At 40.6% G+C, this 24,168-nt stretch carries 22 protein-coding genes; 8 read left to right on the top strand and 14 right to left on the bottom strand.

Annotation, left to right across the window (positions count from 1 at the left end; translation table 11 throughout):
* Positions 1 to 19: 19 nt before the first annotated feature.
* From rplB to rplC, 4 genes are all read right to left on the bottom strand, one after another.
* Positions 20 to 883: a 50S ribosomal protein L2 gene (rplB, locus tag ANA7108_RS0122000; protein ID WP_016952994.1), complete on the bottom strand. Its 864-nt coding sequence runs from the start codon at positions 881 to 883 to the stop codon at positions 20 to 22.
* Positions 884 to 1,018: 135 nt separating this feature from the next.
* Complete coding sequence (locus ANA7108_RS0121995; RefSeq protein WP_016952993.1) at positions 1,019 to 1,333, bottom strand: 50S ribosomal protein L23; 315 nt, start codon at positions 1,331 to 1,333, stop codon at positions 1,019 to 1,021.
* Positions 1,326 to 1,958: a 50S ribosomal protein L4 gene (gene rplD, locus ANA7108_RS0121990; RefSeq protein ID WP_016952992.1), complete on the bottom strand. Its 633-nt coding sequence runs from the start codon at positions 1,956 to 1,958 to the stop codon at positions 1,326 to 1,328. Before rplD ends, ANA7108_RS0121995 begins: the two co-directional genes overlap by 8 nt.
* 63 nt (positions 1,959 to 2,021) lie before the next feature.
* On the bottom strand, positions 2,022 to 2,660 hold the full coding sequence (gene rplC, locus ANA7108_RS0121985) for a 50S ribosomal protein L3 (RefSeq protein WP_016952991.1): 639 nt from the start codon (positions 2,658 to 2,660) through the stop codon (positions 2,022 to 2,024).
* Between the two features lie 869 nt (positions 2,661 to 3,529).
* Here rplC and ANA7108_RS0121980 point away from each other — a divergent pair.
* Positions 3,530 to 4,006 (top strand): NAD(P)H-quinone oxidoreductase subunit N, encoded by a 477-nt coding sequence (locus ANA7108_RS0121980; protein ID WP_016952990.1) that lies wholly within the window; start codon positions 3,530 to 3,532, stop codon positions 4,004 to 4,006.
* Between the two features lie 327 nt (positions 4,007 to 4,333).
* Positions 4,334 to 4,873 (top strand): DUF3172 domain-containing protein, encoded by a 540-nt coding sequence (locus ANA7108_RS0121975; RefSeq protein WP_026104382.1) that lies wholly within the window; start codon positions 4,334 to 4,336, stop codon positions 4,871 to 4,873.
* Between the two features lie 40 nt (positions 4,874 to 4,913).
* On the opposite strand, the gene ANA7108_RS0121970 is transcribed toward ANA7108_RS0121975, so the two are convergent.
* From ANA7108_RS0121970 to ANA7108_RS0121960, 3 genes are all read right to left on the bottom strand, one after another.
* Positions 4,914 to 5,612, bottom strand: a complete 699-nt coding sequence (locus tag ANA7108_RS0121970) for an AMIN domain-containing protein (RefSeq protein ID WP_016952987.1) — start codon at positions 5,610 to 5,612, stop codon at positions 4,914 to 4,916.
* A 253-nt stretch (positions 5,613 to 5,865) separates the two neighbouring features.
* The gene (locus ANA7108_RS0121965; protein ID WP_016952986.1) at positions 5,866 to 6,369 is read right to left on the bottom strand and encodes a hypothetical protein; all 504 of its coding nucleotides are present in this window, start codon (positions 6,367 to 6,369) and stop codon (positions 5,866 to 5,868) included.
* 218 nt (positions 6,370 to 6,587) lie between these two features.
* Complete coding sequence (locus ANA7108_RS0121960) at positions 6,588 to 8,804, bottom strand: cation:proton antiporter (RefSeq protein ID WP_016952985.1); 2,217 nt, start codon at positions 8,802 to 8,804, stop codon at positions 6,588 to 6,590.
* 1,057 nt (positions 8,805 to 9,861) lie between these two features.
* Between ANA7108_RS0121960 and ANA7108_RS0121950 the strand changes: the two genes are divergently transcribed.
* The 3 genes from ANA7108_RS0121950 (at position 9,862) to ANA7108_RS0121940 (ending at position 13,063) form a co-directional block, all read left to right on the top strand.
* Complete coding sequence (locus ANA7108_RS0121950; RefSeq protein ID WP_016952983.1) at positions 9,862 to 11,556, top strand: ABC-F family ATP-binding cassette domain-containing protein; 1,695 nt, start codon at positions 9,862 to 9,864, stop codon at positions 11,554 to 11,556.
* Between the two features lie 197 nt (positions 11,557 to 11,753).
* Complete coding sequence (locus ANA7108_RS0121945) at positions 11,754 to 12,335, top strand: sigma-70 family RNA polymerase sigma factor (protein WP_016952982.1); 582 nt, start codon at positions 11,754 to 11,756, stop codon at positions 12,333 to 12,335.
* Positions 12,336 to 12,460: 125 nt separating this feature from the next.
* A complete protein-coding gene (locus tag ANA7108_RS0121940) occupies positions 12,461 to 13,063 on the top strand; it encodes a cupin domain-containing protein (protein ID WP_016952981.1) in 603 nt (200 codons plus the stop codon).
* A 176-nt stretch (positions 13,064 to 13,239) separates the two neighbouring features.
* Here the strand turns inward: ANA7108_RS0121940 and ANA7108_RS0121935 are convergent, their stop codons facing one another.
* On the bottom strand, positions 13,240 to 13,953 hold the full coding sequence (locus ANA7108_RS0121935) for a ferritin-like domain-containing protein (RefSeq protein ID WP_237741539.1): 714 nt from the start codon (positions 13,951 to 13,953) through the stop codon (positions 13,240 to 13,242).
* 281 nt (positions 13,954 to 14,234) lie between these two features.
* Between ANA7108_RS0121935 and gpmI the strand changes: the two genes are divergently transcribed.
* The 3 genes from gpmI (at position 14,235) to ANA7108_RS0121920 (ending at position 17,111) form a co-directional block, all read left to right on the top strand.
* A complete protein-coding gene (gene gpmI / locus ANA7108_RS0121930; protein WP_042491262.1) occupies positions 14,235 to 15,833 on the top strand; it encodes a 2,3-bisphosphoglycerate-independent phosphoglycerate mutase in 1,599 nt (532 codons plus the stop codon).
* Between the two features lie 243 nt (positions 15,834 to 16,076).
* Positions 16,077 to 16,310 carry a preprotein translocase subunit SecG gene (secG, locus tag ANA7108_RS0121925; RefSeq protein WP_016952978.1) on the top strand — a complete coding sequence of 78 codons (234 nt, stop codon included), beginning with the start codon at positions 16,077 to 16,079 and terminating at the stop codon, positions 16,308 to 16,310.
* A 6-nt stretch (positions 16,311 to 16,316) separates the two neighbouring features.
* On the top strand, positions 16,317 to 17,111 hold the full coding sequence (locus ANA7108_RS0121920) for a hypothetical protein (RefSeq protein ID WP_016952977.1): 795 nt from the start codon (positions 16,317 to 16,319) through the stop codon (positions 17,109 to 17,111).
* A 114-nt stretch (positions 17,112 to 17,225) separates the two neighbouring features.
* Here ANA7108_RS0121920 and ANA7108_RS30605 read toward each other — a convergent pair whose 3' ends face one another.
* From ANA7108_RS30605 to deoC, 6 genes are all read right to left on the bottom strand, one after another.
* Complete coding sequence (locus ANA7108_RS30605; protein ID WP_016952976.1) at positions 17,226 to 17,375, bottom strand: hypothetical protein; 150 nt, start codon at positions 17,373 to 17,375, stop codon at positions 17,226 to 17,228.
* A gap of 265 nt (positions 17,376 to 17,640) precedes the next feature.
* The gene (locus ANA7108_RS0121910) at positions 17,641 to 18,609 is read right to left on the bottom strand and encodes an orange carotenoid protein N-terminal domain-containing protein (RefSeq protein WP_016952975.1); all 969 of its coding nucleotides are present in this window, start codon (positions 18,607 to 18,609) and stop codon (positions 17,641 to 17,643) included.
* Between the two features lie 670 nt (positions 18,610 to 19,279).
* Positions 19,280 to 20,434 carry a glycosyltransferase family 4 protein gene (locus tag ANA7108_RS0121905; protein WP_016952974.1) on the bottom strand — a complete coding sequence of 385 codons (1,155 nt, stop codon included), beginning with the start codon at positions 20,432 to 20,434 and terminating at the stop codon, positions 19,280 to 19,282.
* A 331-nt stretch (positions 20,435 to 20,765) separates the two neighbouring features.
* Entirely contained in the window at positions 20,766 to 22,424 is a 1,659-nt protein-coding gene (locus tag ANA7108_RS0121900) for an MFS transporter (RefSeq protein WP_016952973.1), read from the bottom strand.
* Positions 22,411 to 23,316 carry a DNA repair protein RecO gene (gene recO / locus ANA7108_RS0121895; protein WP_016952972.1) on the bottom strand — a complete coding sequence of 302 codons (906 nt, stop codon included), beginning with the start codon at positions 23,314 to 23,316 and terminating at the stop codon, positions 22,411 to 22,413. Before recO ends, ANA7108_RS0121900 begins: the two co-directional genes overlap by 14 nt.
* Positions 23,317 to 23,352: 36 nt before the next feature.
* The gene (gene deoC / locus ANA7108_RS0121890) at positions 23,353 to 24,039 is read right to left on the bottom strand and encodes a deoxyribose-phosphate aldolase (protein WP_016952971.1); all 687 of its coding nucleotides are present in this window, start codon (positions 24,037 to 24,039) and stop codon (positions 23,353 to 23,355) included.
* Between the last annotated feature and the right edge of the window lie 129 nt (positions 24,040 to 24,168).

The raw sequence follows: 24,168 nt of genomic DNA, 5'->3' as shown, positions 1-24,168 counted from the left end.
AAATTTAAAACCTAAAATTCTAGGACTGACGACCGCCACGTCCACGTTTAGAAGATTTACGACGACGACGTACAATTAATTTTGTACTCGCTTTCTTGCGATTACGTGTCTTTGCACCCAAAGTAGGTTTACCCCAAGGTGTCACAGGACCCGATCTACCGATGGGCGCTCTACCTTCACCACCACCATGTGGGTGGTCTACCGGGTTCATGACGCTACCTCTGACCTTGGGACGACGACCTTTCCAGCGATTTCGTCCGGCTTTACCAGCACTGAGGTTTCTCGCGTCGGTATTCCCTACTTGTCCAATGGTGGCGTAGCATTCACGGCGAATCAGGCGCACTTCACCAGAAGGTAGCTTGAGAGTGACATAATTACCCTCTTTTGCCGCAACTTCGGCTTTTGCACCAGCAGCACGCACGATTTGACCACCTTTACCTGGAGTCATTTCGACGTTGTGAACTGTAGTACCTAAAGGAATTCTAGACAGAGGTAAGGCATTACCATCTTCAAACGGAGCTTCAGCGCCAGCAATAATTGTTGCGCCAACTTTCAATCCATTAGGATGTAAAATATACCGTTTTTCGCCATCTGCGTACAACACCAGAGCGATGCGCGCATTGCGGTTAGGATCGTATTCAATTGCTGTGACTGTAGCAGCAATATCCCGTTTATCTCTCTTAAAGTCGATAATCCGGTAAAGTTGTTTGTGGCCGCCACCCCGACGACGGCTGGTTATCCGCCCTTGATTGTTCCGTCCTTTGGGACGGTGTACTGACTCAGTTAGTGATTTTTCTGGCTCAGTTTTGGTAATTTCCGCGAAGTCGGAGACTATAACTTGGCGAGTACTGGGGGTATAAGGGCGATAAGAACGAGTACCCATAAATAGTTTTGGATTTCGGATTTTCGATTTTGGATTCAGAATTTTTTGAATTTCGATTTCCGATTTTTAATTGTTTCGTGGCAATTATTTATTAACTAGCCCAATCTAAAATCTAAAATCTAAAATCTAAAATTCTTATACTTCTGGGAATAGAACTTGTCTAATTTTCTCTTCATCCCCAGGTGCAACGGTAACAATAGCTTTCTTGTATTGAGGCTTGTAACCGATAAATTTACCGACACGACGCTGTTTGCGTGGTGGTAATGAGGTATTGACTTTTACAACTTTGACTTGAAATAAGTCTTCAATTGCAGCTTTAATTTCTGGCTTACTTGATTTTGGAGTTACTTCAAAAGTGTATTTATTTTGCTCCATCAGAATGGTCGCTTTTTCGGTGAGAATAGGGCGACGCACTAAGTCAGCAAGGTTGCGGGGGTCAAAGTTAGGCACTGTAGACCTCCTGAATTTTTTCTAAAGCTGATGATGTAACTACAACTTTGTCAGCGTGCAGTAAATCGTAAACATTTAATTGATCAGCGGCAATTAGCTTTAAATTTTCTATATTGCGGGCTGACAAAAGCACGTTTTCTGATATTTCCGACAAAATCAATAATGATTTTTGTTCGGGTGCTGCTCCCCAACGAGCCAGTGCTGTCACCAATTCTTTGGTTTTGGGGCGTTGTAGCTCGTTGCTAAATTCTTCTACAACTATTAAATCTTCGGCACGGCTGACAAAAGCTGTTCGCAGTGCTAAACGCCGCTCTTTGCGGTTCAATTTCAGGTTAAAATCTCTGGGCTTGGGACCAAAGATTACACCACCACCACGCCACAGTGGTGAACGAATGGAACCTGCACGAGCGCGACCTGTGCCTTTCTGCCGCCAGGGTTTGCGACCACCACCTCTAACTTCGGAACGAGTTTTAGTACTGGCATTTCCTTGGCGAGAATTAGTCATTTGTCTGACTAATGCGCGGTGTACTATGTGAGCCGCTGTTTCTTCTTTGGCAACTCGCAAGTCGAAAGTTGTTTGTCCAACTTCCTCTCCTTGCCAATTTTTAACTACACTCTCAACCATCTTTATGTCCTTTGTCAGTTGTCAATTGTCAGTTGTATTTAGCTAATGACTTATGACTAACGACTATTTACTACCAACTATTTTTGCGGGTAAAACATTCACTAAGGCACCTGGCTTACCAGGAATCGCTCCCTTAATGAGAATTAAGTTGCGTTCTGCATCTACTCGCACTACGGTCAGTTTGCGAATTGTGACACGAGTACCTCCTAAACGCCCTGCCATCCGTTTACCGGGATAAACACGACCAGGAGTTGTACCAGCACCGATGGAACCAGGCGCTCTGTGGTTTTTGGAACCATGTGACATGGGACCGCGACCGAAGTTGTTCCGCTTCTGGTTGCCCGCAAAACCGCGACCAATACTTGTACCGACTACATCTACAATTTGACCAGCACTAAAAATATCTGCTTTGATTTCTTGACCTAAAGCATAATCACCAGAGTTATCAATGCGATACTCGTTCAAGTGGCGCAATGCTGGAGCAGATGATTTGGCCAAATGACCTAAGAGTGGTCTGTTCAATGCCTTTGGTTTGACTTCGCCATAACCAACTTGAACAGCGAAGTAACCGTCGGTCTGTTTTGTTTTAACTTGTGTAACAGTGCATGGCCCAGCTTGGATAACGGTTACAGGGATAGCTCTTCCTGCATCGTCAAATATTTGGGTCATGCCCAGCTTGGTGCCGAGAATGCCTACTGACACAGTAACTGGTTCTCCTTTCTAGTTGCTGACCTTGGAATCGGACTTGCTTTAGACACAGTTCATTAACGTCTTTGGTGGACTAGCCTCCAAGATTAACACTGGTATTAGACAGTGAAAATTCTTTGTGACGTACAAAATATTGTCTCTACTGCTTGGTGAATCCTTATGTTTTCACTGACTTGGTCACCAGAACAGCCATAATTACCTTCTGATTAGGAAGGTATTACTTCTGGAATCAATGCAAGACGTTATTGCTTTGCGCTATGTGCAGCAATGCTTTCGTCCAAGCAATTGCTCTGGCACTCGACCGTTGTAGTAGGACTTAAGCGGTTTGTTTCCACTCAGTATCCATTGCCTGAGACTTTCTATAATGCCATAAAACAAACATTATGGCTCAGGTTCTACTGCTTTATCTACCTTAAACTATTGTTTGAGGTTTTGCCTGTTTTTTAAGGGGCTACGGGAGTGAACTTTTGGTGGAGCTTTGATTTGGCTTTGGGTTTAGAGCCATCAGCTTCTTTAGTTTGACCTAAAAGCTTTTCTAGTTTAGCAGTCTCTTACGCATTTCAACCAGATTATCCTTTAGGAAATTAATTCATCAAAATTTTGATGATTATATTTGGTTGGGAAGACCCAAGAACATACTATCTATTTTACTGTTTGGTCACAATCTAATAATATAAATCATTAATTTGTTTTTGTCTAGTAATTTTTAGGTGCTTGGGGTTGAATTATGGGAAGGGGGGGAAAATTAAAAAATTCCCGCTGCTCTATGCCCAATTTTGCTTAAATTATGCAACTTAATCTAACTTAATCTACCACTAGAGAGTAAATAATAGAGATATCTGAGTGGGATAAAACGAAAATCTATGGCACTACTTACCACTGGCAACGGTTTAATCCGCGATTTGGAAAAATTTGGCGCTTTGGGTGTATATGTTCCTTTGGAAGGGGGATATGAAGGTCGGTATCGCCGTCGATTGAGGGCTGCTGGCTATATCAACCTTCACATAACTGCGAGGGGACTAGGGGATGTTGCGGCCTATCTAACGAAAGTTCATGGAGTCAGACCTCCTCATTTGGGTAAAAAAAGCACTGGTAGCGGTGCAGCAGTGGGTGAGGTATATTATCTACCACCGATAATTAGCTATCAGTTAGAACAGCTTCCACCTAAATCTAAAGGTCTATTACTATGGATTATTGAGGGACATATTCTTTCTGATCAGGAAGTGGAGTATTTGGCTAATTTGCCCAAGTTAGAACCAAGAGTTAAAGTTGTGATTGAACGAGGTGGCGATCGCTCTTTCCGTTGGACACCTTTGGAAAAAACTCTGTTAGCTAGTTAGTCACTAGGGCGGGGAAAACCCGCCCAGCATGATTATTTTCTTCGTGCTGCAAAGACTGTTTAATAATTTTACCAACTTGTCAAGGCGATAGTGAACCCTTTCCTAGTAATCACACCAGCGGTTAATGGCTCCATTTCAAATCTCTTTTAGCAGCACCCATGATATTTACTTAGTATTACATTATTTAGGCGGACAAGATGCCCAGCCTAAAAGAGTTATGGGAATTAGATTGAAGATAGGAGACAATTTCTGCGAAGACTCGTCATACTGAAGTAGGGAGACAACCAACCACTCCCCCCAAATTGGCGTGAAGGTGATCAAGCAAAAATGAGACGTAAATCTACTGGTAGATCAGCTACTACTTCTAAACCCTCTATTTTCCAATCCCCTACATTTAACTTTGCCACCATGGCCATTTTGGGAGGTGTGCTGCTCTTGGGAATTGGGATTGGGATTGCGTTTAGTTCTACAAGCACGTTGAGTCCATCAAATGTGGCATCCCGTGAATTTATTGATACTAAAGCTCCAAATCCTGATCTTTGTGTACAGTATGGAGCCAGTGCGATGGTAATGGATGCCAGACTGTTTGTAACTCTCAACCCTTTTAATGTCTACGTTGCTCAACCAAATATGCGTCCTGGATGCGTTCTTCGACAAAATAACTGGGCAATTTTAGAAAATAAAAAACTTGTCACATCTGATCAGGTCAGGGAATGTAAAAATCGCCTGAATACCTTTGGCTTTACAGGTGATTTAAACAGTGATAAGCCTGATATTAGATGTATATATCAAAATGAAACTGCTCAAAACTTCTTCTTATCTCAACCTGGAGCCGTTGCACCATCTCAGGATACGGAAAGATTTTAAAAAATAGGAGATAAGTCTTGGTGTCCAGAGTTCATCAAGACTATTGATTAGACGGTAACGGTTGACCAAATTCAATTATGGGAAAATCGAGAATTGGATCTGAATAGTTGACTGAATCAGGAACACTAGGTGAAGAATTAGGAACCGTTATGCTACGAGAATTTTGTAAAGAATTAACAGAATTAGCGGGAATAATAATTAAATTAGATAGTTGAGAAGGGTCTTGAGAATTGAGAGGTGGTGCAATCACAAAAGGTTGCTGGGAGTTGGTGGTTGTTAGGGGTAGGTTAGTGGATGGTGGTGGTAGGGTGATTAAAGGGGTTGGGGATGGCTGATTAACAGGTGAAGGGAAAGAAATTGGTTGTGTGAAGGTGCTACTATGGGAGAATACGGGGCGTAATACCCAGCGCGTGGGGTTATTTGGGGAAATGGGCTGAAGCTGTACTTGGTCTGCATGGACAAAAGTTCCTGGTTCTAAATCGATGACTATGCGGGTAATGTCAGCACTGAATTGGGAAACGCGAATTCTTTGGATTGTGCCAGAGTAGTTTTTTTGGGTGGCAACATTGCCTAACTGGGTATTAGGCAAATCTACAACTAAACGCGGTGGTTGGGGGAGGTAGAAATACTGTGGTGTTGTACCTGCAGAGAGGATAATTTGTAGTTGCTGTGTTTTAGGATTAAAAAGCCAATTTTGAAGTTTTGTGGCTGAAGCAGCAGCACTTATGCCCATTTCCATGGTCATTATTGCGAATAGGCTCGCTCCTAGTATCTGCTGATATGAAGGAAAAATTTTCCTGTTTATGAGTTGAATTTTCATGTTTTATGTTAACTCACTTGACTAAAACTATAAATACATCTCCGTGTTTCTACATCTATCCATTTGTATCAATTTAGGATTGATATTATGTTCGCTTAGTTTAGTTATCCAAAAAACTCTCCCGGCGGTTCTGTAATTATGAGTTTTGACCCAAACATGATAGGAAATAGTATTAGTGGCTATTCGATTTGGGAGTTTTTTCAGTTTCTGGTAAAGCAGTAAATTCTAAAATTGTGGGATTGCCATTGATATTTATTTGACCGGAAATATTAGGTTTATCAACTGCTGGCATTTGAATGGTGATAGTTTGTATTAAACTATTCTGGGAAGCAGGAAGAGAACAAAGATTTGAGTAGTCCATTTTTCCAGATAAATGTAATTCTTGATTTTGTAATTTACCTGTAAGAGTAAACTTTTTCTCAGTATCTGCGTTTGTATTAGCTGGTAGCAGAGAGGCATTGAGATAAATACCAGACTGTTGAATATTTAATATCAGAGGGTTTGTCTGTTCACAGTTTGGTAAGTTTTTGACTAGGGTGAGACGATAAAGACTGTGAATAAGACTCGTAGCGTGTAAATTATTTGTGCCATAAGCAGTGACAGTTTTGAATAAGATGAGGGCTAAAGCGATCGCTATTCCAGATATCGCTAAAGATTTGAAGTTGAAGTTGTTCATTATTGATGATGGGTGATGAGAATGAATTACCTAATACACAACAGATGAAGTCAAGGATTAGGGGGAAATGACATTAAGTACCTTGGCGGTTATGGTAGTTTGCTACCTCGGAGGAATGGAACAAAACCCAACATTTTTCTATATTTGTTGGGTTTTATTTTATACCCTATAAGATATTGCTAAAACCCAACCTAGGATTCTTTGCATCCAATTACAAATTACGAGTTATGAATTATTTCTTGGCTGTTAACTTCCGAGAGTAGGGTACTGAGATGAGAGGTAACTTGACTATAACGACGGGTAATGAGTAGTGAAGAACGGCATTTTATTGCTAGTTCATCTGTGTATCGTCCTAGAGTTTGTCTTTCAATACCCCAAGCGCGACTAGTACCAGCAATGGTTAAATCAACATTTTCAGAGGCAGAAACTACGGCTTGCATAGGTTCTGGTGCGGTGACAGTGTTGATTTCAATGCGATCGCTGACATGAGATGGTAATTGCCTAATCATTGCTTGTAGTTCATAACTTAAATCATCTTGGGAGTGATTTCCTGATAAAACTTGTAAAATCTGCAACATACAAGTATCACGATGAATCAACAGCCGCAGAGCGAGTATAAGTGCTAAATCATCATGGATATTTGCAGAGTAGGGAACTAGTAAACTTTCTAAGCGTTCACTTCCTCTGTCTACAAATACGGCCACATCTACTGGTGCGGTAGTCAGAATTTGTCCAACTCGTCCACCTAAACGATTATTACTAAAAGCTGGACGATGCCATCCCACCAGAATTAAATCTGGTTGTTCGATTTGAGCAATCTGGGCTGTTTCTCTAGCGACATTGCTGGATATGCGAACAATGGGATGTATATTCGAGTGTGTTGTCAGTGGTTCTAAGGTGTTAATTAATTCTTCTAGCTGCTGGTGACGCTCGGCAATTAGTCGGTTAGCTTCGGTTGGGGTACTTTGAAAACCGTAGTCTTCTTCTAGTTCAATGAGACTGAGAGGATTGATAATAGATGGCTGTCGATGGTTAAGAGCGATGCCAGAGTTAGGCTGCGCTAATGCTACTGCTAACTGTAGTAACCCTTTTTGTGTACTAGGATTCGCTACTGGTACTAAGATGCGGTAGGCTTTAACGTAAGATTCGCTACTAACTATAGCACTTATATCTGTTTCCTCTTCTGTTTCTGGCTCTACCACATCCAATTTGATGAGGCGTTTTGGATATGTCCATTCCAGCAATGGTGAGGTCATAAATGTGGTTACTAAAGCCATAACTACCAGCATGGTAAACAGCAATGGTGTAATTACGCCCAATTCTAAACCAATATTTAATACTATTAGTTCAGTTAAACCACGAGTATTCATCATCCAACCGAGGGCGGAAGCTTCTCGTTTGTTAATACCGCTGATGCGAGCAGCTACATAAGCACCAATATACTTGCCTGCGATCGCTACTCCTAAAACTAATGCACACAGCAGCCATAATTCAGGACGGTTGAGTAAACCAATTTGCGTCCGTAAACCACTGTAGGCGAAAAATATTGGTAGCAAAAAAATTAAGACGAAGTCTTCCGTTTTTATGGCTAATTCTCTGACTAATTCGGCATTTTTAGGCATGACTGCTCCTAATAAAAATGCACCAAAAATTAGGTGAATGCCAATAAATTCGGTAATGAGAGCAGAAGCCACAACTCCCATATAAATTAAAGCCAGAACAAATTGGCTCAAACGTCCAGCACGTCGGTAATGAGTAACTAGACGTTGGAGAAACCAACGCCCGACTGTAAACATAAAACCTATGTAGAGTAAGCTTTCAATAATAGTCAGGACTGCTTTTTGATCGATACTACCATTGCGAGCAACTGCGATCGCTACGGCTAAAATACACCATGCTGTCACATCGTCAACGGCGGCACAAGTTAATGCTAATGTTCCCAAACGTGTTCCCTGTAAATTATTCTCGGTAATAATTCGCGCCAACACAGGAAAAGCTGTAATTGACATCGCCGCCCCTAAAAATAATGCGAAGGCGGTGAAGGAGACAGTCCCATTAGAAACCAGGGGATAAAGCAGCAAAGATAAAATCGTTGCTAGAGAAAAAGGAACAATAATGCTGATATTTGAAATCAGCACGGCTGCTTGTAAGTTACCGCTGAGATATTTGGGATTTAGCTCCAAACCAATCAAAAACATGAAAAATATCAGTCCTACCTGAGATAAAACATTCAGGAAAGGAATTGTTTCTGGTGGAAACACACTAGCTGCTAGATCAGGAGCAATCAAACCGAATAAAGATGGACCGAGCATAATGCCGGCAACAATCTCACCAATTACCAATGGTTGCTTAATTGAACGAAATACCAAGCCTACTAGCCGTGACATTCCAATAACAATTAGCACCTCAACCAGGACTAGAATAACTGTGTGCATAGTTTCCTCTCAACAGACTATCCGGGTTCCCTAAGATGATTCTTGAAACCGCGACAAAATGTCAACCTTGTTCAACATCCTCAGGGTGTATTCTACACATTTATTGTGTTAATTATTGTTACTTATTCTAGAAACCGGGTAAAAAATTATGGTGATTATTTACCTCGCTAATCAAAAAATGACTCATACCTTAGCTAGGCCAAGATAAACTCTGTAATATCTATATTTTAGGAGTCTTCTATCTCAATTTTTGTATTAATAACGCTTGAACTGCCCTCAAAAAAGTTAAATGTTAATTAAAACAAGGTTATAACTATAAATTTCCGTTAAAAATAGAAATAATTAATTTCAACTAATCTCATCAAGCAATAAATTGATAATATCTAATTATATATGTATCTCTATTCTAATACAGCAAATAGTTGTTGGTAATTTGTATTGTGTAATAAAATGTTTACGAGTGGAAATACCATCAGTATACTCACAATTACCATGATAGTGAATAAGATGGTAATTATACCTTATTCAATTCCAATATTGAGGATAATTAACTCTATTCAACCGTGAGCATTGATCAGCACCCTAATTGTTGTCGATTGACACCAATTTTCTCCAGCTAATTTCACTGCTGATGTACAAGCAATCCCTTTAGCAACAATAGCAATAATAATCATTAATATCGTAATTACCCACCAAGTAGGTGTAATTAATTTGTAATTTGTAATAGTGTCTCCGGTCTGACTGGGGATATATAATTAAGTTTTGTAACGAAGATTTAGAGACCGTTTAGCATACTTGCTGCTTTTAGTTGCTCTTTACTTAAACCCCCAGAATTAGTTAAACCAAAATCAGCTACAAAGGTAGTTTTATTCCTGTAGGTTTAGCAGTGTTAAACCCCTACTTACTCCTAAATTCTTCTGGATGTTTAAATTACAGCCAAAGTTTCTCCCTGATTTTCTCAAATCTCTGCTGTAAATTTGTAGTTAAATTTTGTTAAGATTGAAAACGGCGTTAGCTCTTCCTCCCAATCACCTATCCCCTACCTGAGAGACACTTCATGCTAAGATTAGAACATATAAGTAAAATTTATCCTACAGGCGAAGTTCTTAAAGATGTCAACTGGGAAGTCAAACCAGGCGATCGCATTGGCTTAGTCGGTGTTAACGGTGCGGGAAAGTCCACACAATTGAAAATCATCTCTGGGGAAATAGAACCCACCGCTGGTGAAATTATTCGTCCTAATAGCTTACACATAGCTTATCTCAATCAAGAGTTTGAGGTAGACCCTACCCGCACGGTCAGAGAAGAATTTTGGACTGTGTTTAAAGAAGCCAACGAAGTACAAATGGCTTTAACACACATCCCGCAAGAAATGGAAACAGCGAATCCAGAGGAATTGGACGAACTAATCCACAAATTAGATCGCTTACAGCGGCAATTTGAAGCGTTAGATGGCTACAACTTAGATGCTCGCATTGGCAAGATTTTACCAGAAATGGGATTTCAGGTAGAGGATAGCGATCGCTTAGTAAGTGCTTTTTCCGGTGGTTGGCAAATGCGGATGAGTTTGGGTAAAATCCTTTTACAAAAGCCAGACTTATTGCTACTGGACGAACCGACAAACCATCTGGACTTAGAAACCATTGAGTGGTTAGAAAATTACCTCAGAGGACTCATTACCCCGATGGTGATAGTGTCCCATGACCGGGAGTTTCTTGACCGCCTCTGCAATCAAATTGTCGAAACTGAACGTGGTGTTTCTAGTACATACCTCGGTAATTACTCCTCATACCTGGAACAAAAAGCTGAAAATCAATCAGCACAATTAAGTGCCTTTGAACGTCAACAAAAAGAAATAGAAAAACAGCAAACCTTTGTAGACCGATTTCGCGCTAGTGCAACCCGCAGTACCCAAGCAAAAAGCCGGGAAAAACAGCTAGACAAAATTGAACGCATCGAAGCACCGATAGCCGGTGTGAGAACTCTACATTTCCGTTTTCCCCCCGCACCTCGCAGCGGTCGAGAAGTGGTGGAAATTAAAGATTTAACCCATATTTATGGGGATAAAATTTTATTTTTGGCGGCAAATCTCTTAATTGAAAGAGGAGATAGAATCGCCTTTCTCGGTCCCAATGGTGCTGGTAAATCCACCCTGTTGAAAATTATTATGGGTGCAGAACCACCCACAGAAGGAATAGTAAAATTAGGCGATCATAACGTTATTCCTGGCTACTTTGAGCAGAACCAAGCCGAAGCTTTAGACTTGAATAAAACCGTCATGGAAACTATCCATGATGAAGTTCCTGACTGGACAAACGAAGAAGTCCGCACATTGTTGGGAAGATTTTTATTTGCTGGTGATACTGTATTTAAGAAAGTTGCCGCTTTAAGTGGGGGAGAAAAAGCTCGTTTAGCATTGGCAAAAATGCTTTTACGTCCAGCAAATTTACTCATTTTAGATGAGCCGACAAACCACTTAGATATTCCAGCTAAGGAAATGTTGGAAGAATCTTTGCAAAACTATGATGGTACAGCGATTGTAGTTTCCCATGACCGTTATTTTATCTCTCAGGTAGCTAACAAAATTGTGGAAATTCGTGATGGTGAATTCCGGGTTTATTTGGGAGATTACCATTACTATCTCAACAAAATTGCTGAGGAGAAAGAACTAGCTAAGTTAGCAGCGATAGAAGCCGAAAAAGCCGCGAAAAAAGCCGCTAAAGCTGCTAAAGCTGGAGCAAAGCAGAAGTAAATTAGCTACTGCAATTAATTTCTTAACGACTAACTGCGGGACGATACATGATTTTTTGTGGATCGTTCCCCATCTATTCGAGAATTAAAAAAATTTTGTACCTAAGTATTCCTCTCAAGACTAAAAGTTGAACATGGATATTACAATACACTGTGGTTAGTTTTTACTGCTGGAACATAATTAGCGCTTAAATAAGGATGTCACTCCCTTCAGAAGACGAGAAAATCAGTCTTGATGAATCAACTCTGTTGAAGCGAATTGTTCAACAGGATCATTCTGCACTATCACAGTTATATGATCGCTATGCACAAATCATTTATGCTATTGCTTTCAAGAGTTTAGGATCAGTTGAAGAAAGCGAAGAAGTGGTTTTGGATGTTTTTTCTCAGGTATGGCGAATTGCTGAAAAATATGATGCCAATAAAGCACGAGTTGATACCTGGCTGTTGATGATGACTCGAAGTAGAGTTTTAGACCGTTTACGCTATTTACAACGTACAGCAAAAACTAAAATAGCTTCAGTCAATGTAGAGATCCAATCGGCAAAAGTTAGCGTAGATCCAATAGAAGAGGTATTGATTTCAGAACGTCGAACCCTGGTAATAGCTGCTCTCAAGCAAATCCCAGAAGAACAACGGCAAGTTATAGAATTGGCATATTACCACGGGTTAACCCATAGCCAGATTGCTGCTCAAAGTGGGCTATCTGTAGGTACAGTCAAAACTCGAATTCGCTTAGGTTTAAATAAATTGCGAATTGCTATTGCTGTCTGGAAATAAAACTAAACAAATAAAAATCAAAAATGAATAAACTAAGTCATAATTAGCATCCTGACTATTGATGGCGTATAACTTAGCAGAGTAAAAGATTGCCATATAATTGAGAATTATTGCCAATACAAGTAATGAACCCTAAAGATGACTGTTTTTGTGAATTAGCTCCACTATATGCACTTGATATTATCGATGATCCAGAGCGTCATTTAGTGGAGGAGAAAATTATTGAATATCCTGAATTAGCAGAGGAATTAGCAGAATTGCAGGAAGCAGTAGCTGCTATCTCCTATACTGTTCCCACAGTCCCAATGACAACTGATTTAAAAAATCGACTATTCAACAAAATTGGTATTAGTGATTCTTCAGAATTACCTATTTCTGAGCCAATAGAGGAAATTAGTTTACCTTATTCATTTGTAAGATCGCAAGATTTAGATTGGCAACTATATCGACTCCCTGGTGTGATGGTAGCTACATTGCATACTGATTTAGTTAAGCGAGAAGTTAGTGGTTTATTCCGAGCCGCAGCGGGTGTTCGTTATCCTCTTCATTGCCATGCTGGAGTTGAGGAAATGTTCATGCTGGAGGGTGATTTAGTCATCGGTGAAGAAGTATATGGTCAAGGTGACTATATTCGTTCTACTCCAGGTTCAATGCACGCACCTGAAACTCGTGGGGGTTGTATGTTTTTTTTCCGTGCTTCTCTGGATGATGAATATCCTGAAAATTGAAGATGGAGAAATCCGGGGATCGCATTCTGACTATTTAGCCATCAATTATTCAAAATAGGTTTGTGTAAGTTGAATAAAATTGAGGTGTTTGCATAGGATCTTCCGGAAGAGAAACCCAACATTTTCGAGATTTGGTTGGGTTCTGTCATCAGCTTTTTTAATTTTTCGTAGGGCTATTATACCTTCAGCACCCAAGCCTCACGGTTATCTGGACTGACAAAAGCTGAGGGGACGATTTCAATATTTACACCCAAACTTTTAAAAGTTGCACGGATAGCGGCAGCATGGGCAGATTCAGTAGTACCGATACTAGCGCCAACTGTAATTAATTTTGGGGTTTTCAGCTTGGCGGCTTCTAGAGTATAAGCGATCGCAGCATCTACCTCTAAAGCCAGTGCTAACTTAGCAATATTCACATCACTATCTACATTACCTTCGTTGTTATTGATGTAAGATGACAAATCATAACTAGCCTCTGCCTTGGCTGGATTTCCTCCCAGACTTTTGACAGCAGCAGTAAGAACATCCCGATGCTGTTTATGATCAGCTTGGTTACGGAGAGCCAGAGCTAAAACGGCCTTGCCAACTTCGGTATTGCTTAAGTTACCCGCAGCAAAAGAATAAGCCCAAATGGCCTGATGTTCGTAGTAAAGTGCATTGTTGAGGACTTTTAAATCATTTTTAGCAAATAGAGACTGAGCTTCAGCTTTTTGAGCAATTAGTGGTAAACCTAAAGCACCTGCAACACCAGCCATTGCTCCAGTCACTATAACTCCACGACGGGAGGACTTGACCGTTAGAGGGGTTGTAAAATCCATGAGTTTAGTGTCTCCTTGAGAATATTTAATCTGCGATCGCTGTGCTAATAAAATGTATCGCTTGATGCACATACAAAACTTAGGGAATAGTTACTATTTAACAATCCCTAACTCCCAGTGCGATTGGAGCGACAGATAAAATTTATGGATTAATGCCCTTACTTTTTCAAGAAGCTGCATTCTCTAGAATATAAATACGTTGACTTACGTAAATTGGATCTATGAAAAAAATAAATTTTTTCCATTTTTTGAAGATGAACTTTCCTGAGAAATTAATCAGCAGAATTTAACCTCCAGAGGTGGTTAGCAATGGTATCATTCGGATATTACAAAAAGTAAAGGGCAATTTTACTATGACCAAAGCACCTGTTGCTCCTGTGGTGCTAGTCATTTTAGACGGATGGGGCTACTGTGAGGAAAAGCGAGGAAACGCAATAGCTGCTGCTAAAACTCCAATCATGGACAGTTTATGGGCAGTTTATCCCCACACAACCATCCGCACATCAGGAAAAGCTGTAGGGTTGCCAGAAGGTCAAATGGGCAACTCGGAAGTTGGTCATTTGAATATTGGCGCTGGGCGAGTCGTGCCTCAAGAACTAGTACGCATCTCTGATGCAGTAGAAGATGGTTCAATAGCATTAAACCCAGCAATTGTCAAGATTTGCCAGGAAGTTCGCTCATCTAATGGCAAGTTGCATTTAGTAGGGCTTTGTTCTGATGGAGGGGTACATTCTCATCTAACCCATCTATTTGGACTAGTTGACTTAGCCAAAGAACAGCAACTTTCACAAGTTTGTATCCACGCCATTACCGATGGACGTGACACCCCTCCCAAGGAGGGTATCAAAGCAATTACACAGCTGCAAGACTACATAGATCAGGCTGGAATTGGGCAAATAGTAACCGTTAGTGGTCGCTATTATGCAATGGATCGTGACCACCGTTGGGATCGAGTTGAACGCGCCTACCAGGTGATGACACAAGATAGCGCGGGTAATGGACTCACGGCTGTAGAAGTCTTACAAGCATCTTACGCAGAAGGCATAACTGACGAGTTTGTGCTTCCAGTTAGGATTGCCCCTGGCGCAGTAGAACCGGGAGATGGGGTCATATTTTTCAACTTCCGCCCTGATCGCGCTAGACAACTGACACAAGCCTTTGTGAGTTCCAAATTTAATGGGTTTGAAAGACAGCAAATTAAGCCGCTGTCTTTTGTGACTTTTACCCAGTACGATCCTGAATTACCAGTATCTGTGGCTTTTGCTCCCCAGAATCTGAGTAATATTTTAGGGGAAGTCATTGCTAATCATGGTTTAAAACAGTTTCGGACTGCGGAAACTGAAAAATATGCTCACGTCACCTATTTCTTTAATGGGGGATTAGAGGAACCTTGTGATGGAGAAGACCGGGAATTAGTCAGTAGTCCGATGGTGGCAACTTATGACTCAGAACCGGCAATGTCAGCACAAGCAGTGACAGATGTAGCGATCGCAGCGATGAAAAAGGGCATCTACTCCCTAGTAGTAATGAACTATGCCAATCCAGACATGGTAGGGCATACTGGACAAATACCAGCTACAGTTACAGCTATTGAAACAGTTGATCGCTGTTTAGGTCGTCTCCTGGACACCATTGGTAAATTTGGCGGCACAGCAATTATTACTGCTGACCATGGTAACGCTGAGTATATGCTAGATGATGAGGGTAATCCTTGGACGGCTCACACCACTAACCCAGTTCCTTTGATCTTGGTAGAAGGCGAAAAAGTCAAAATACCTGGATATGGAACAAATGTGGAATTGAGAAATGATGGCAAGTTAGCCGACATTGCCCCCACTATTCTCGATATTTTACAGCTTCCCCAACCAACAGAAATGACCGGGCGATCGCTCCTTAAAGCAGCAGAATACGACTTGAAACCTACTCGCACTCCTGCACAAATAGGGTTGTAAAACAGCCAGGAATTCAGAAGTAGGGATTTAGACCATTCTCTCATTCCCAGTGTCTGACTGGGAATGCTATCATAGAGGCTCTGACTCTACTGTCACACTGAGGCAGAGCCTTCTAGAATGCATTTCTAAAAGAATATGGGAACGAGAACAGTCTTTAAGGTTGAGCAATGCGCTTTACTCCTACAGGATTGATAAATCAAGAACTCATCCATTTTCAAACTTGTTATAAACGACATTTCTAATATGGCAATTACTAACATCGTGCAAGGTATTTGGGCATTTTCCGCTTTAGGATTAATAATTCTTGTGCTGCTGCATAGCCCTAAAGGTGATGGTATTGGTGCAATTGGTGGACAAGCTCAATTGTTCAGCAGTACTAAGAGTGCAGAAAATACATTAAATCGTATTACTTGGGCATTAGTAGTAATTTTTCTGGGTTTAACAGTGGTTTTGAGCGCCAATTGGTTGCCTAAGTAAGTAAAAATGGGGAAAATTACCCAAAACCTCATATTTAAAATCCGAACAAACTTAGTTTTGCAGCGGTTATTAGCAGTCCTGACTTTAGCGATAATGACGGGACTGCTAGTGATTTTTACTAACTTTCAAACTAGCGCTGTTGTCAACTCTAAATCTAGAGGCGTTTTCCATAACATTTCTACAGCTTATAGTTTAGGGGAAAAGTTAATCCAAAAAGTACATCCTTTACCGTCAACCCTCGCAAGTTGGGAAAACAAGACGAACAGTGGGGATTATTTTGACAAAATCACACCTACTGAAGTTGGTTATTTAATTTGGTCAAGTTTTCCGGTAAGGGTGAAGATAGAAACGCCCACAAAAATAAGTGCTGAACAGTCCCAGCTATGGGTTAATAATGTTTTGCAAGCTGTTCAAGAGTGGAGTGTGTATTTACCTTTGGAGGTAGTTGAGAAAGCGGAAATTGCTGATATTAAAATTTTCAGAAAAGCGCCACCTTTACAACTTGAATCTAATAGTAAAATTCCCCGTGCGCGTTCTGCTTTAACTACTTATGAGACATACACTAATAATAATATTTTATTACACCGTTTTACTATCTTGTTGAGTCCTAGTCAAACTGGTGAATTTGCGAAAGCTGCTGCACGCCATGAAATCGGTCATGCTTTGGGAATTTGGGGTCATAGTCCCCTACAAACTGATGCTTTGTATTTTTCACAAGTTCGCAAACCACCTTCTATTTCTGTGCGAGATGTGAATACTTTAAAACGTGTTTATGAACAGTCTACGAGTTTGGGGTGGTGAGTAAACAATTCAAAATAGTTGGGCGGATGAATTTCGACTTTTGCTATTGTAAAATTTTAATTCCGCGCTGTGTTACTACCTTGCGGATATTCTGCTTAGTCTGGTAATTCCGAATTATGTAGTTTGTATGTATTTATCTAGTTTATCTAAAATTTCTACCAAATCTTCTAAAGTCATAACTTCCTGGGATTCTTCACTAGAAGAGTTTTTCTCTATAGAATCTTGTCTTGATTTTCCGGTAAAAAATGAGTTAATGAAGAACATTTTTTTTGATTGGTTTGGTTGATACTCCTAAATTTAAATGTGAATTGTGAAAAACTTGTGGAGATGTTAGCTTTTTTGCCAAACATCTCCAAAAATTTAATTAATATCTATAACAACAGACAAGGCGGTTAGGACACCAACAGATGATAAAACCTAGACACCAAAAGAGTTTTCAGACTGTCACCTGCTATATCATCCAGAAACCTTGCAGAGAAGTTCCATAGGTAGGGGATGGCAAGACTGCATCCCTCCTATGTGTATTTGATTAAACCCGACGCAGATTTAATAGTTCTTGAGGAGAAGCCAACATATCGATAGCTACAAAGAAAATCTTACCTTGGGGATTGATTAAAAACCGCCAAGCAATATTCATGCCTACAGTCACACCGAACCAAGGAGTTTGGACTACACCTGTGATTTTCAGTTGCTTGGAACCATCTGGTTGGACTTCACAAATACCCTGTTGGGGCATCATATTCAGTCCTTGAGCTTCTTCACGCATATATTTAGCGATCGCTTCTAGACCAACAATCGGCTTTTGGAATGGAGGTTGTAGCGCACCGTCGGTAGTGAATAGCGCCACAGCCGCATCAAAGTTATCTGCATTCATGGCTTCTATGTAGCCTAATACAGCCGGTTCTGTAATCCCATCAATCTTGACAGAGGAAATAACTGGAGTTGTACGTTGGAATGCTGGTTCTGCTGAGGCTTTGGGGTAACTGCTAGGGCCTAGTTCAGATGTATCGAATCCCATGTTAACTACGGTATTCCGCAGTACAGTGATTTGCTGACCCTGATCAAGTTTCTGAGTAGCTTCTAGCACTACTTTCACACCAGGAGACATTTGATAACCTGCTGGAATAGGAGTGACAAGACCACTTTTCATCAATTCTCCTAACTCATACCAGAAAGCCAGCTTGGTATTGACACTGAAGAACCCATAGGAACGGCTGATGGGAGTATCAGCACGACTAGCAAGATCCCGCATCACTTTTGTTTGATCTTCAGGAGACATCAGCTTAATTTGAGTTAGCAGACTTTCTGCTAGTTGCAAGCGTGCTGCTCCAGGTGCTGCGGGAGTAATTGTTTTACCCATTTCCGTGTAAGCATACCATAGATATGCTAGTTGGTCATCAACGTTGAGTTGATCGAATAATGCGATAGTTGCTGGAATCTGACTAGGAACTTGAGTGTCGGAGAAAATACTTTGAGCGGACTGGATAGTTAAAGCCATGAGAGAAATCTCCAAATATTATTTGTTAATTAGCTACGTTGAAATTTGCTAATAAGAATTTTGAAGCTGATATTTTTTTGTTAAAAAACCGCATCAACTCTCCTTATTCTCAAACTTCTATTACTACAAATCAGGTAAGGTCAATGCAATGTTCTGGTAGCAACTAAGTCGGTTGACATAGAAACCACAACTACTATGGGGACAGTTTTACAGGTAAATCTTTAGTTGAATAGCAAAGGTATTAGTTTACCTTTGGTGATCAATAACAAAACCGTATTGATGCAGTTTTTTTTTGAGATGTTTATCTTCTATGTAAAGAACTGTAACTAGCTTCTTAATTTTTGTAAAGCTATTGATATTACGAATTGACATAAATACTCAAATATGATTTGAAGATTAGCTGAAAATAGTACAGTAAATCTTCAATCCCACATTCCCGTTTGCTGATAGGGAATTAAAGGGTCTAGATGGATAGCAGGTGACAGGAAGTGACAGATGACAGTCTGAAAAATCTTTTGGTGTGTTTTATCATTCGTTGGTGTCCTAACTGCCCTGTCTGTTGCTATAGCTTCAATGAGCCGATGAGATACTACCACAGTCAGGATTTAAATACCTGACTGTATCTTTTAGGTACAGACTTGACTCTATTTTAAATTGTTAAAGCTTTTTCCTAAGCACCCCAACTTAGCGGTACAGGTCGCTGTGCTAACATTTTTGCATAAAGTTCTTCTAGGTGAGTGATATTTTTACTGAGGGTATAGCGTTCTAACACTCGGTTTGTAGCTTTTTGCCCCAACAGTGTTGTTAGCTCTGGGTGGTCTTGGAACAATGGTAAAATGGTTCTGAGTTGCGATCGCACTGTTTTCGTGCTAATAACTACACCAGCACCTTTTTCCAGTACTTCCCCATCTGCACCTACATCCGTAGCTATACAAGCTAAACCACAAGCCATTGCTTCTAACAAAGATAAAGATAAACCCTCTACCAAAGAAGGTAAAATAAATACATCTGCTCCCCGTAATATTTCTATGCGGCGTTCTTCATTAGCGATAAATCCTAGCCAGATGATCCCGTATTCCTCACCATAAAAGGGTTCTAAAGATGCTCTCAATGGTCCATCACCCACCATTAGCAACTTGCTATCAACTCCCATCTTGGATTGTCGCCAAGCTCGTAAGAGAGATTCTACATTTTTTTCTGGGGCAATGCGTCCTTGATAAACAAATAAGCGTTCTGCGCCAAATTCCGCTTTAACTTGAGAAACACCAGGACAATACTTAGTGGTATCCACACCATTGGGAATTACCGCTATTTTATGTTCTCCCACACCCATACTTGATAACAATTCACGCTGAATTTGGGAAAAAACAATTACCCGATCATAATTATCTAAAAACGGTGCGTAGAGTTGATAAGCCAAAAATTGTGTTCCCGATATTAGCTTTGCACCCTTCCCAGCAAATGGAGTGTGAAAAGTAGCAACTAGGGGCAAATTTAATTCTTGACAAATTTCTGGTAAAACGAAGTCCAGAGTTGATAGAGTCAAAGAAGCATGAACTATATCTGGTTTAATTTCTCGCAGAGAATCTTTCAATACTTTAGTTGCATTGAAAGCGGGAATTGTATAAACCTGGGATTTATAAATAAATGGTAAAGACACTTCTTTTAAATTCGGCCATTTATCTAGTTCAGATTCTTCTTGAGCGAAGTGAAGAAAACTTACTTTGTGTCCCCGGTCTAGTGAAACTAATGCATTTGTAATTTCTCGACTGTAGGTGACATTGCCGCAAAAGGGCGATTTTTTTCCAATCCAGGCTATGTGCATTCTTTGGTTAGGTGTAAAGTCAAGCGGGTTTGGGTTTGAGTTTGAGTTTAAATTATTGGTTTTTTATAATTAGCTGTTTTTATCTTGTTGTACTTGCTGATGTTTTAGCCATGATTCAGTAATATCTGAATCTTATTTAAATAGAACCTATATTTCAGGCAATTAAACAAGTGTAGTTATGGCTTTTTCTACTGATTCTCAGTTGCTAATTAACTAACTTTATCAGCATCATGTCTAGTTCACAGCAAGTATTTCACGAATTTTAGCTGGCTTAAGTTTAGCACGAAAACCAATTGTTTTATTAAGTTATTGATGATCTCAAACTTGATAGCTAATCACGAGAATTATACCAGGTTAATATGCCTCCAAAGAAGACGATTGTAGCTAATACCAAAAAGACCGCTTTTAAGCCAATAAAGGTTTCGGCCACACCTGCTAATGCCAAGGGTAGGGTGAGGGCAATATTAATCACATTATTCTGCAAACCAAAGACTTTACCCCGCATTTCTGGGGGTGTTTCTGTTTGGATAGCGGTTTGCATGGGAATACCTACCAATGAGCCAAAGACACCAACAAGGGCAATTAACAGTACTGCAGCCCATAGCTGGCTTGTGAAGACTGAAAGACCTACCAAAGATGCTGCTACCCCCAGACAACCCCAAAGACTGAGTTGTCTATAGGAGAAGCGTTGACCAAATTGACCGAGAATCGTCGCTCCTGCCGCGATTCCCACCCCAGCAGATGCCAGTAAAAAGCCGAATTGGGCGGCTTTGATGTTGGGAATAATTTCTGCCATGCGAACGGCTAGGACAGTGAGGGCTGCAAAGACAGAAAATAAGATGATCAGTTGTAGTAAAGCATTCCGAACTCGATGATTTTCTTTGAGATAGAGTAAACCGTCGCGCAAGTCAGCGAAAACATGAGGGAATTCGGTTTCTGGGGGGTGGGGTTGTTCATTGGTCTTGAGTAGGAATAAGATAATTCCAGCGATCGCATAACTGCCACCAACGACAATTTCTTTACCCAGTCCACCACTACCCCCAACTTGTAACCACAATCCATCAGCTATTGCTAACAGCGGTTCCCCCACAGCAAAACCAACGATTACCGATGCCATCATTGTAGTTGTGTACAGGGAATTAGCTGAAAGTAAATTCTGCTCTTCCACCACCAAGGGAATTGCAGCTTGTTCTGCTGGTGCAAAAAACTGGGTGAGGGTAGAAACTAAAAAAGTCACCACCAAAATGATCAGAAAACCGACCGGCAAAACTCCTACAGGTTGCCAATCTTGAGTTAACCATAGTAGGAACGGAATTGATAAAACCAGGATACCTCGCCAAATATTGGTTGCTACCAACACAACTTTTTTTGACCAGCGGTCTACAAACACCCCAGCCACAGAACCGAACAGCACCGCTGGAATGGTAAAAACCATCATTAAAGCCGACACCCAACCACTAATGCTCTGATCACTCTGTTGAAACTGGCTGTTAATCAAAGCAATCATTAGCACTAGATATACTTTATCAGCCAGCTGACAGAAAACCTGACCACCCCAGAGAGCTAAGAAATTGGGGTTTTTTAATACAGGTAAAAACCCTTTTTTTTCTACATTTTCTGATGGTGATTCTCCACCTGAACCGGACCCGTTTAATTGTGATGTTTCCGGTTCACTGGCTACTTGTAAATGCTCTTGAGTAACATTACCTTTGCCATTAGTTTCAGTAATTGTTACTGATATGTCCGACCTTGTTTCTGATTGTTTAGGAATATCACTTAAGGGAAGTTCTGATCTGCAATTTTTATGCTGAGAAACATCTTTGCGGGAAATTTCTTGGCTATTAGTTTGGCTATTAGTTTGACTAACCTGAAGTTGGGAAACAGAACTGAGGTCATTGGTGGGTGTTGTACTGTCTAATACACTATTCTTGTTTTGAGCTTGGCTGGGTGACAGAGGCAAGATTTTTCTATCCAAATCAGACGATTGCATCATGGTTGGCGGCAAAATAAGAATCAATCAAAGTGGCAGAGCGAATAGGGCGACCAAAGTGATATTGGGCATACTGGCGCAAAATCTGCTCAACAGATAACCAGCCAGAATCTGTGGCTGCATCTATTTGCATTATCTCTGGTTGCGACAAATGTTGGAGCATAAACAGTTCTTTCGCATTCAGACGACCAGAAATTACTGGTATGTCTTGGTGATGCACAACCGTTTCATAGCTAGGGTTTTGGGGCTTTGGTACTGGTGATTGGGGATTGGGTAAATTTCTTCTTTCTTTTTCCCTTTCTGTTCGTAAACTTTCCCAAGCCTGTAAACAAACTGTTCCCCCCGCAGGAATACTAAATCCTACTTTCCAGTTGGGGTTTGTTAAGTCTGGGATAAGGGGAAGCTGGGTTAAGCAACAAAATTGGACTTGCGGCGTTAATCCTGCTAAAGATAAAAGATGAAATACTCCTTGAGATAGATGTGCAATTACATCTAATCCTTCTGTTTTAGGTAAACTTTCCAACCGCTGAAGATGTTCATTAAATAATTCATAAAGTTCTTCTTGGGGTTGTTCGCTTAAAGCCTGACACAAGACTATTTCAGCTAAATATTGACTAGCAGCTAATTTTCCTAGGTCTTTAGTTAGACCCGGATAGGTTTTTATAGTTTGCGCTTGGGTAATTGTATCTAAATTTCGCCCTTGGGAAATCAGTAATTCATTGACAATAAACATCCCACTTCTACCACCCAAGCTGGAGTTATGTTTACGCGCCCCAGGTGCAACCGCGCGAATCAAACCAAATTCTTGGGTCAAAATTGTGACTATTTTATCTGACTCGCCTAGCGCCTGAGTTTTGAGATTAATGCCAGTTGCTTTGTAAGTTCTACTCATTATCTATTTAGTCATTAATCAGTGGCAAATAAATGACTACTCACCCTTTTCTTTTTCTACGTGATTGCGCTGACGGAGCAAATTAATACCACGAGATGTGCCTAATCTTGTCGCACCTGCCATGATTAAATCTAGGGCTTCGTTGTGGGTGCGAATACCCCCTGATGCTTTAATTCCCACACGTTCCCGTGCTATTTCTTTCAACATCTGCACATCCGCTACCGTTGCACCGCCATTCCAACCTGTACTAGTTTTTAAGAAAGCTGCACCTGCTTCCATAGCTATTTCCGCAGCTATTCTTTTTTCTGGGTCTGTGAGTAGGCTAGTTTCTAAAATTACCTTGACACATTGCCCAGCCACTTCACAAATTGTAGCAATTTCCTGGTGAACTTCTTCAGTTTTTCCAGCTTTTAACCAGCCTAAGTTAATCATCAAATCTAACTCCTCAGCGCCATTTTCCAAGGCTTCCTGAGCTTCGTAAAACTTGACGGCTGAAGTTGTCGAACCTGTAGGAAAGCCAATCACCGTACAAACTTTGGGATTTTTGTTGTGGAGGAGTTCCACTGCTTGCTTGACATAGCAGGGTTGTATGCAAACCGTCGCAAAGTTAAACCTGTATGCTTCATCACACCACTGAGCCACCTGTTCTGGAGTGGCAGTTGGTAACAGGAGGGAGTGATCGATAAATGGCGCAATATCAATGTTTGGATAGTCTGCTGCCATCGTTTGTTTTGTCCGTAATAGATTATTAAACTTTATGAAAAATTAAAACATTTCTTATATATTAAACCACATATATTAAGAGTTTATCCTCAAAACAGGCAATTAACTTAGTTTGGAATCTGGGATTTT

The organism is Anabaena sp. PCC 7108, from assembly GCF_000332135.1.
Lineage (GTDB): Bacteria > Cyanobacteriota > Cyanobacteriia > Cyanobacteriales > Nostocaceae > Anabaena.
Note: the sequence above shows the minus strand (reverse complement) of the source record. Positions and strands in the feature narration are given on the sequence as shown.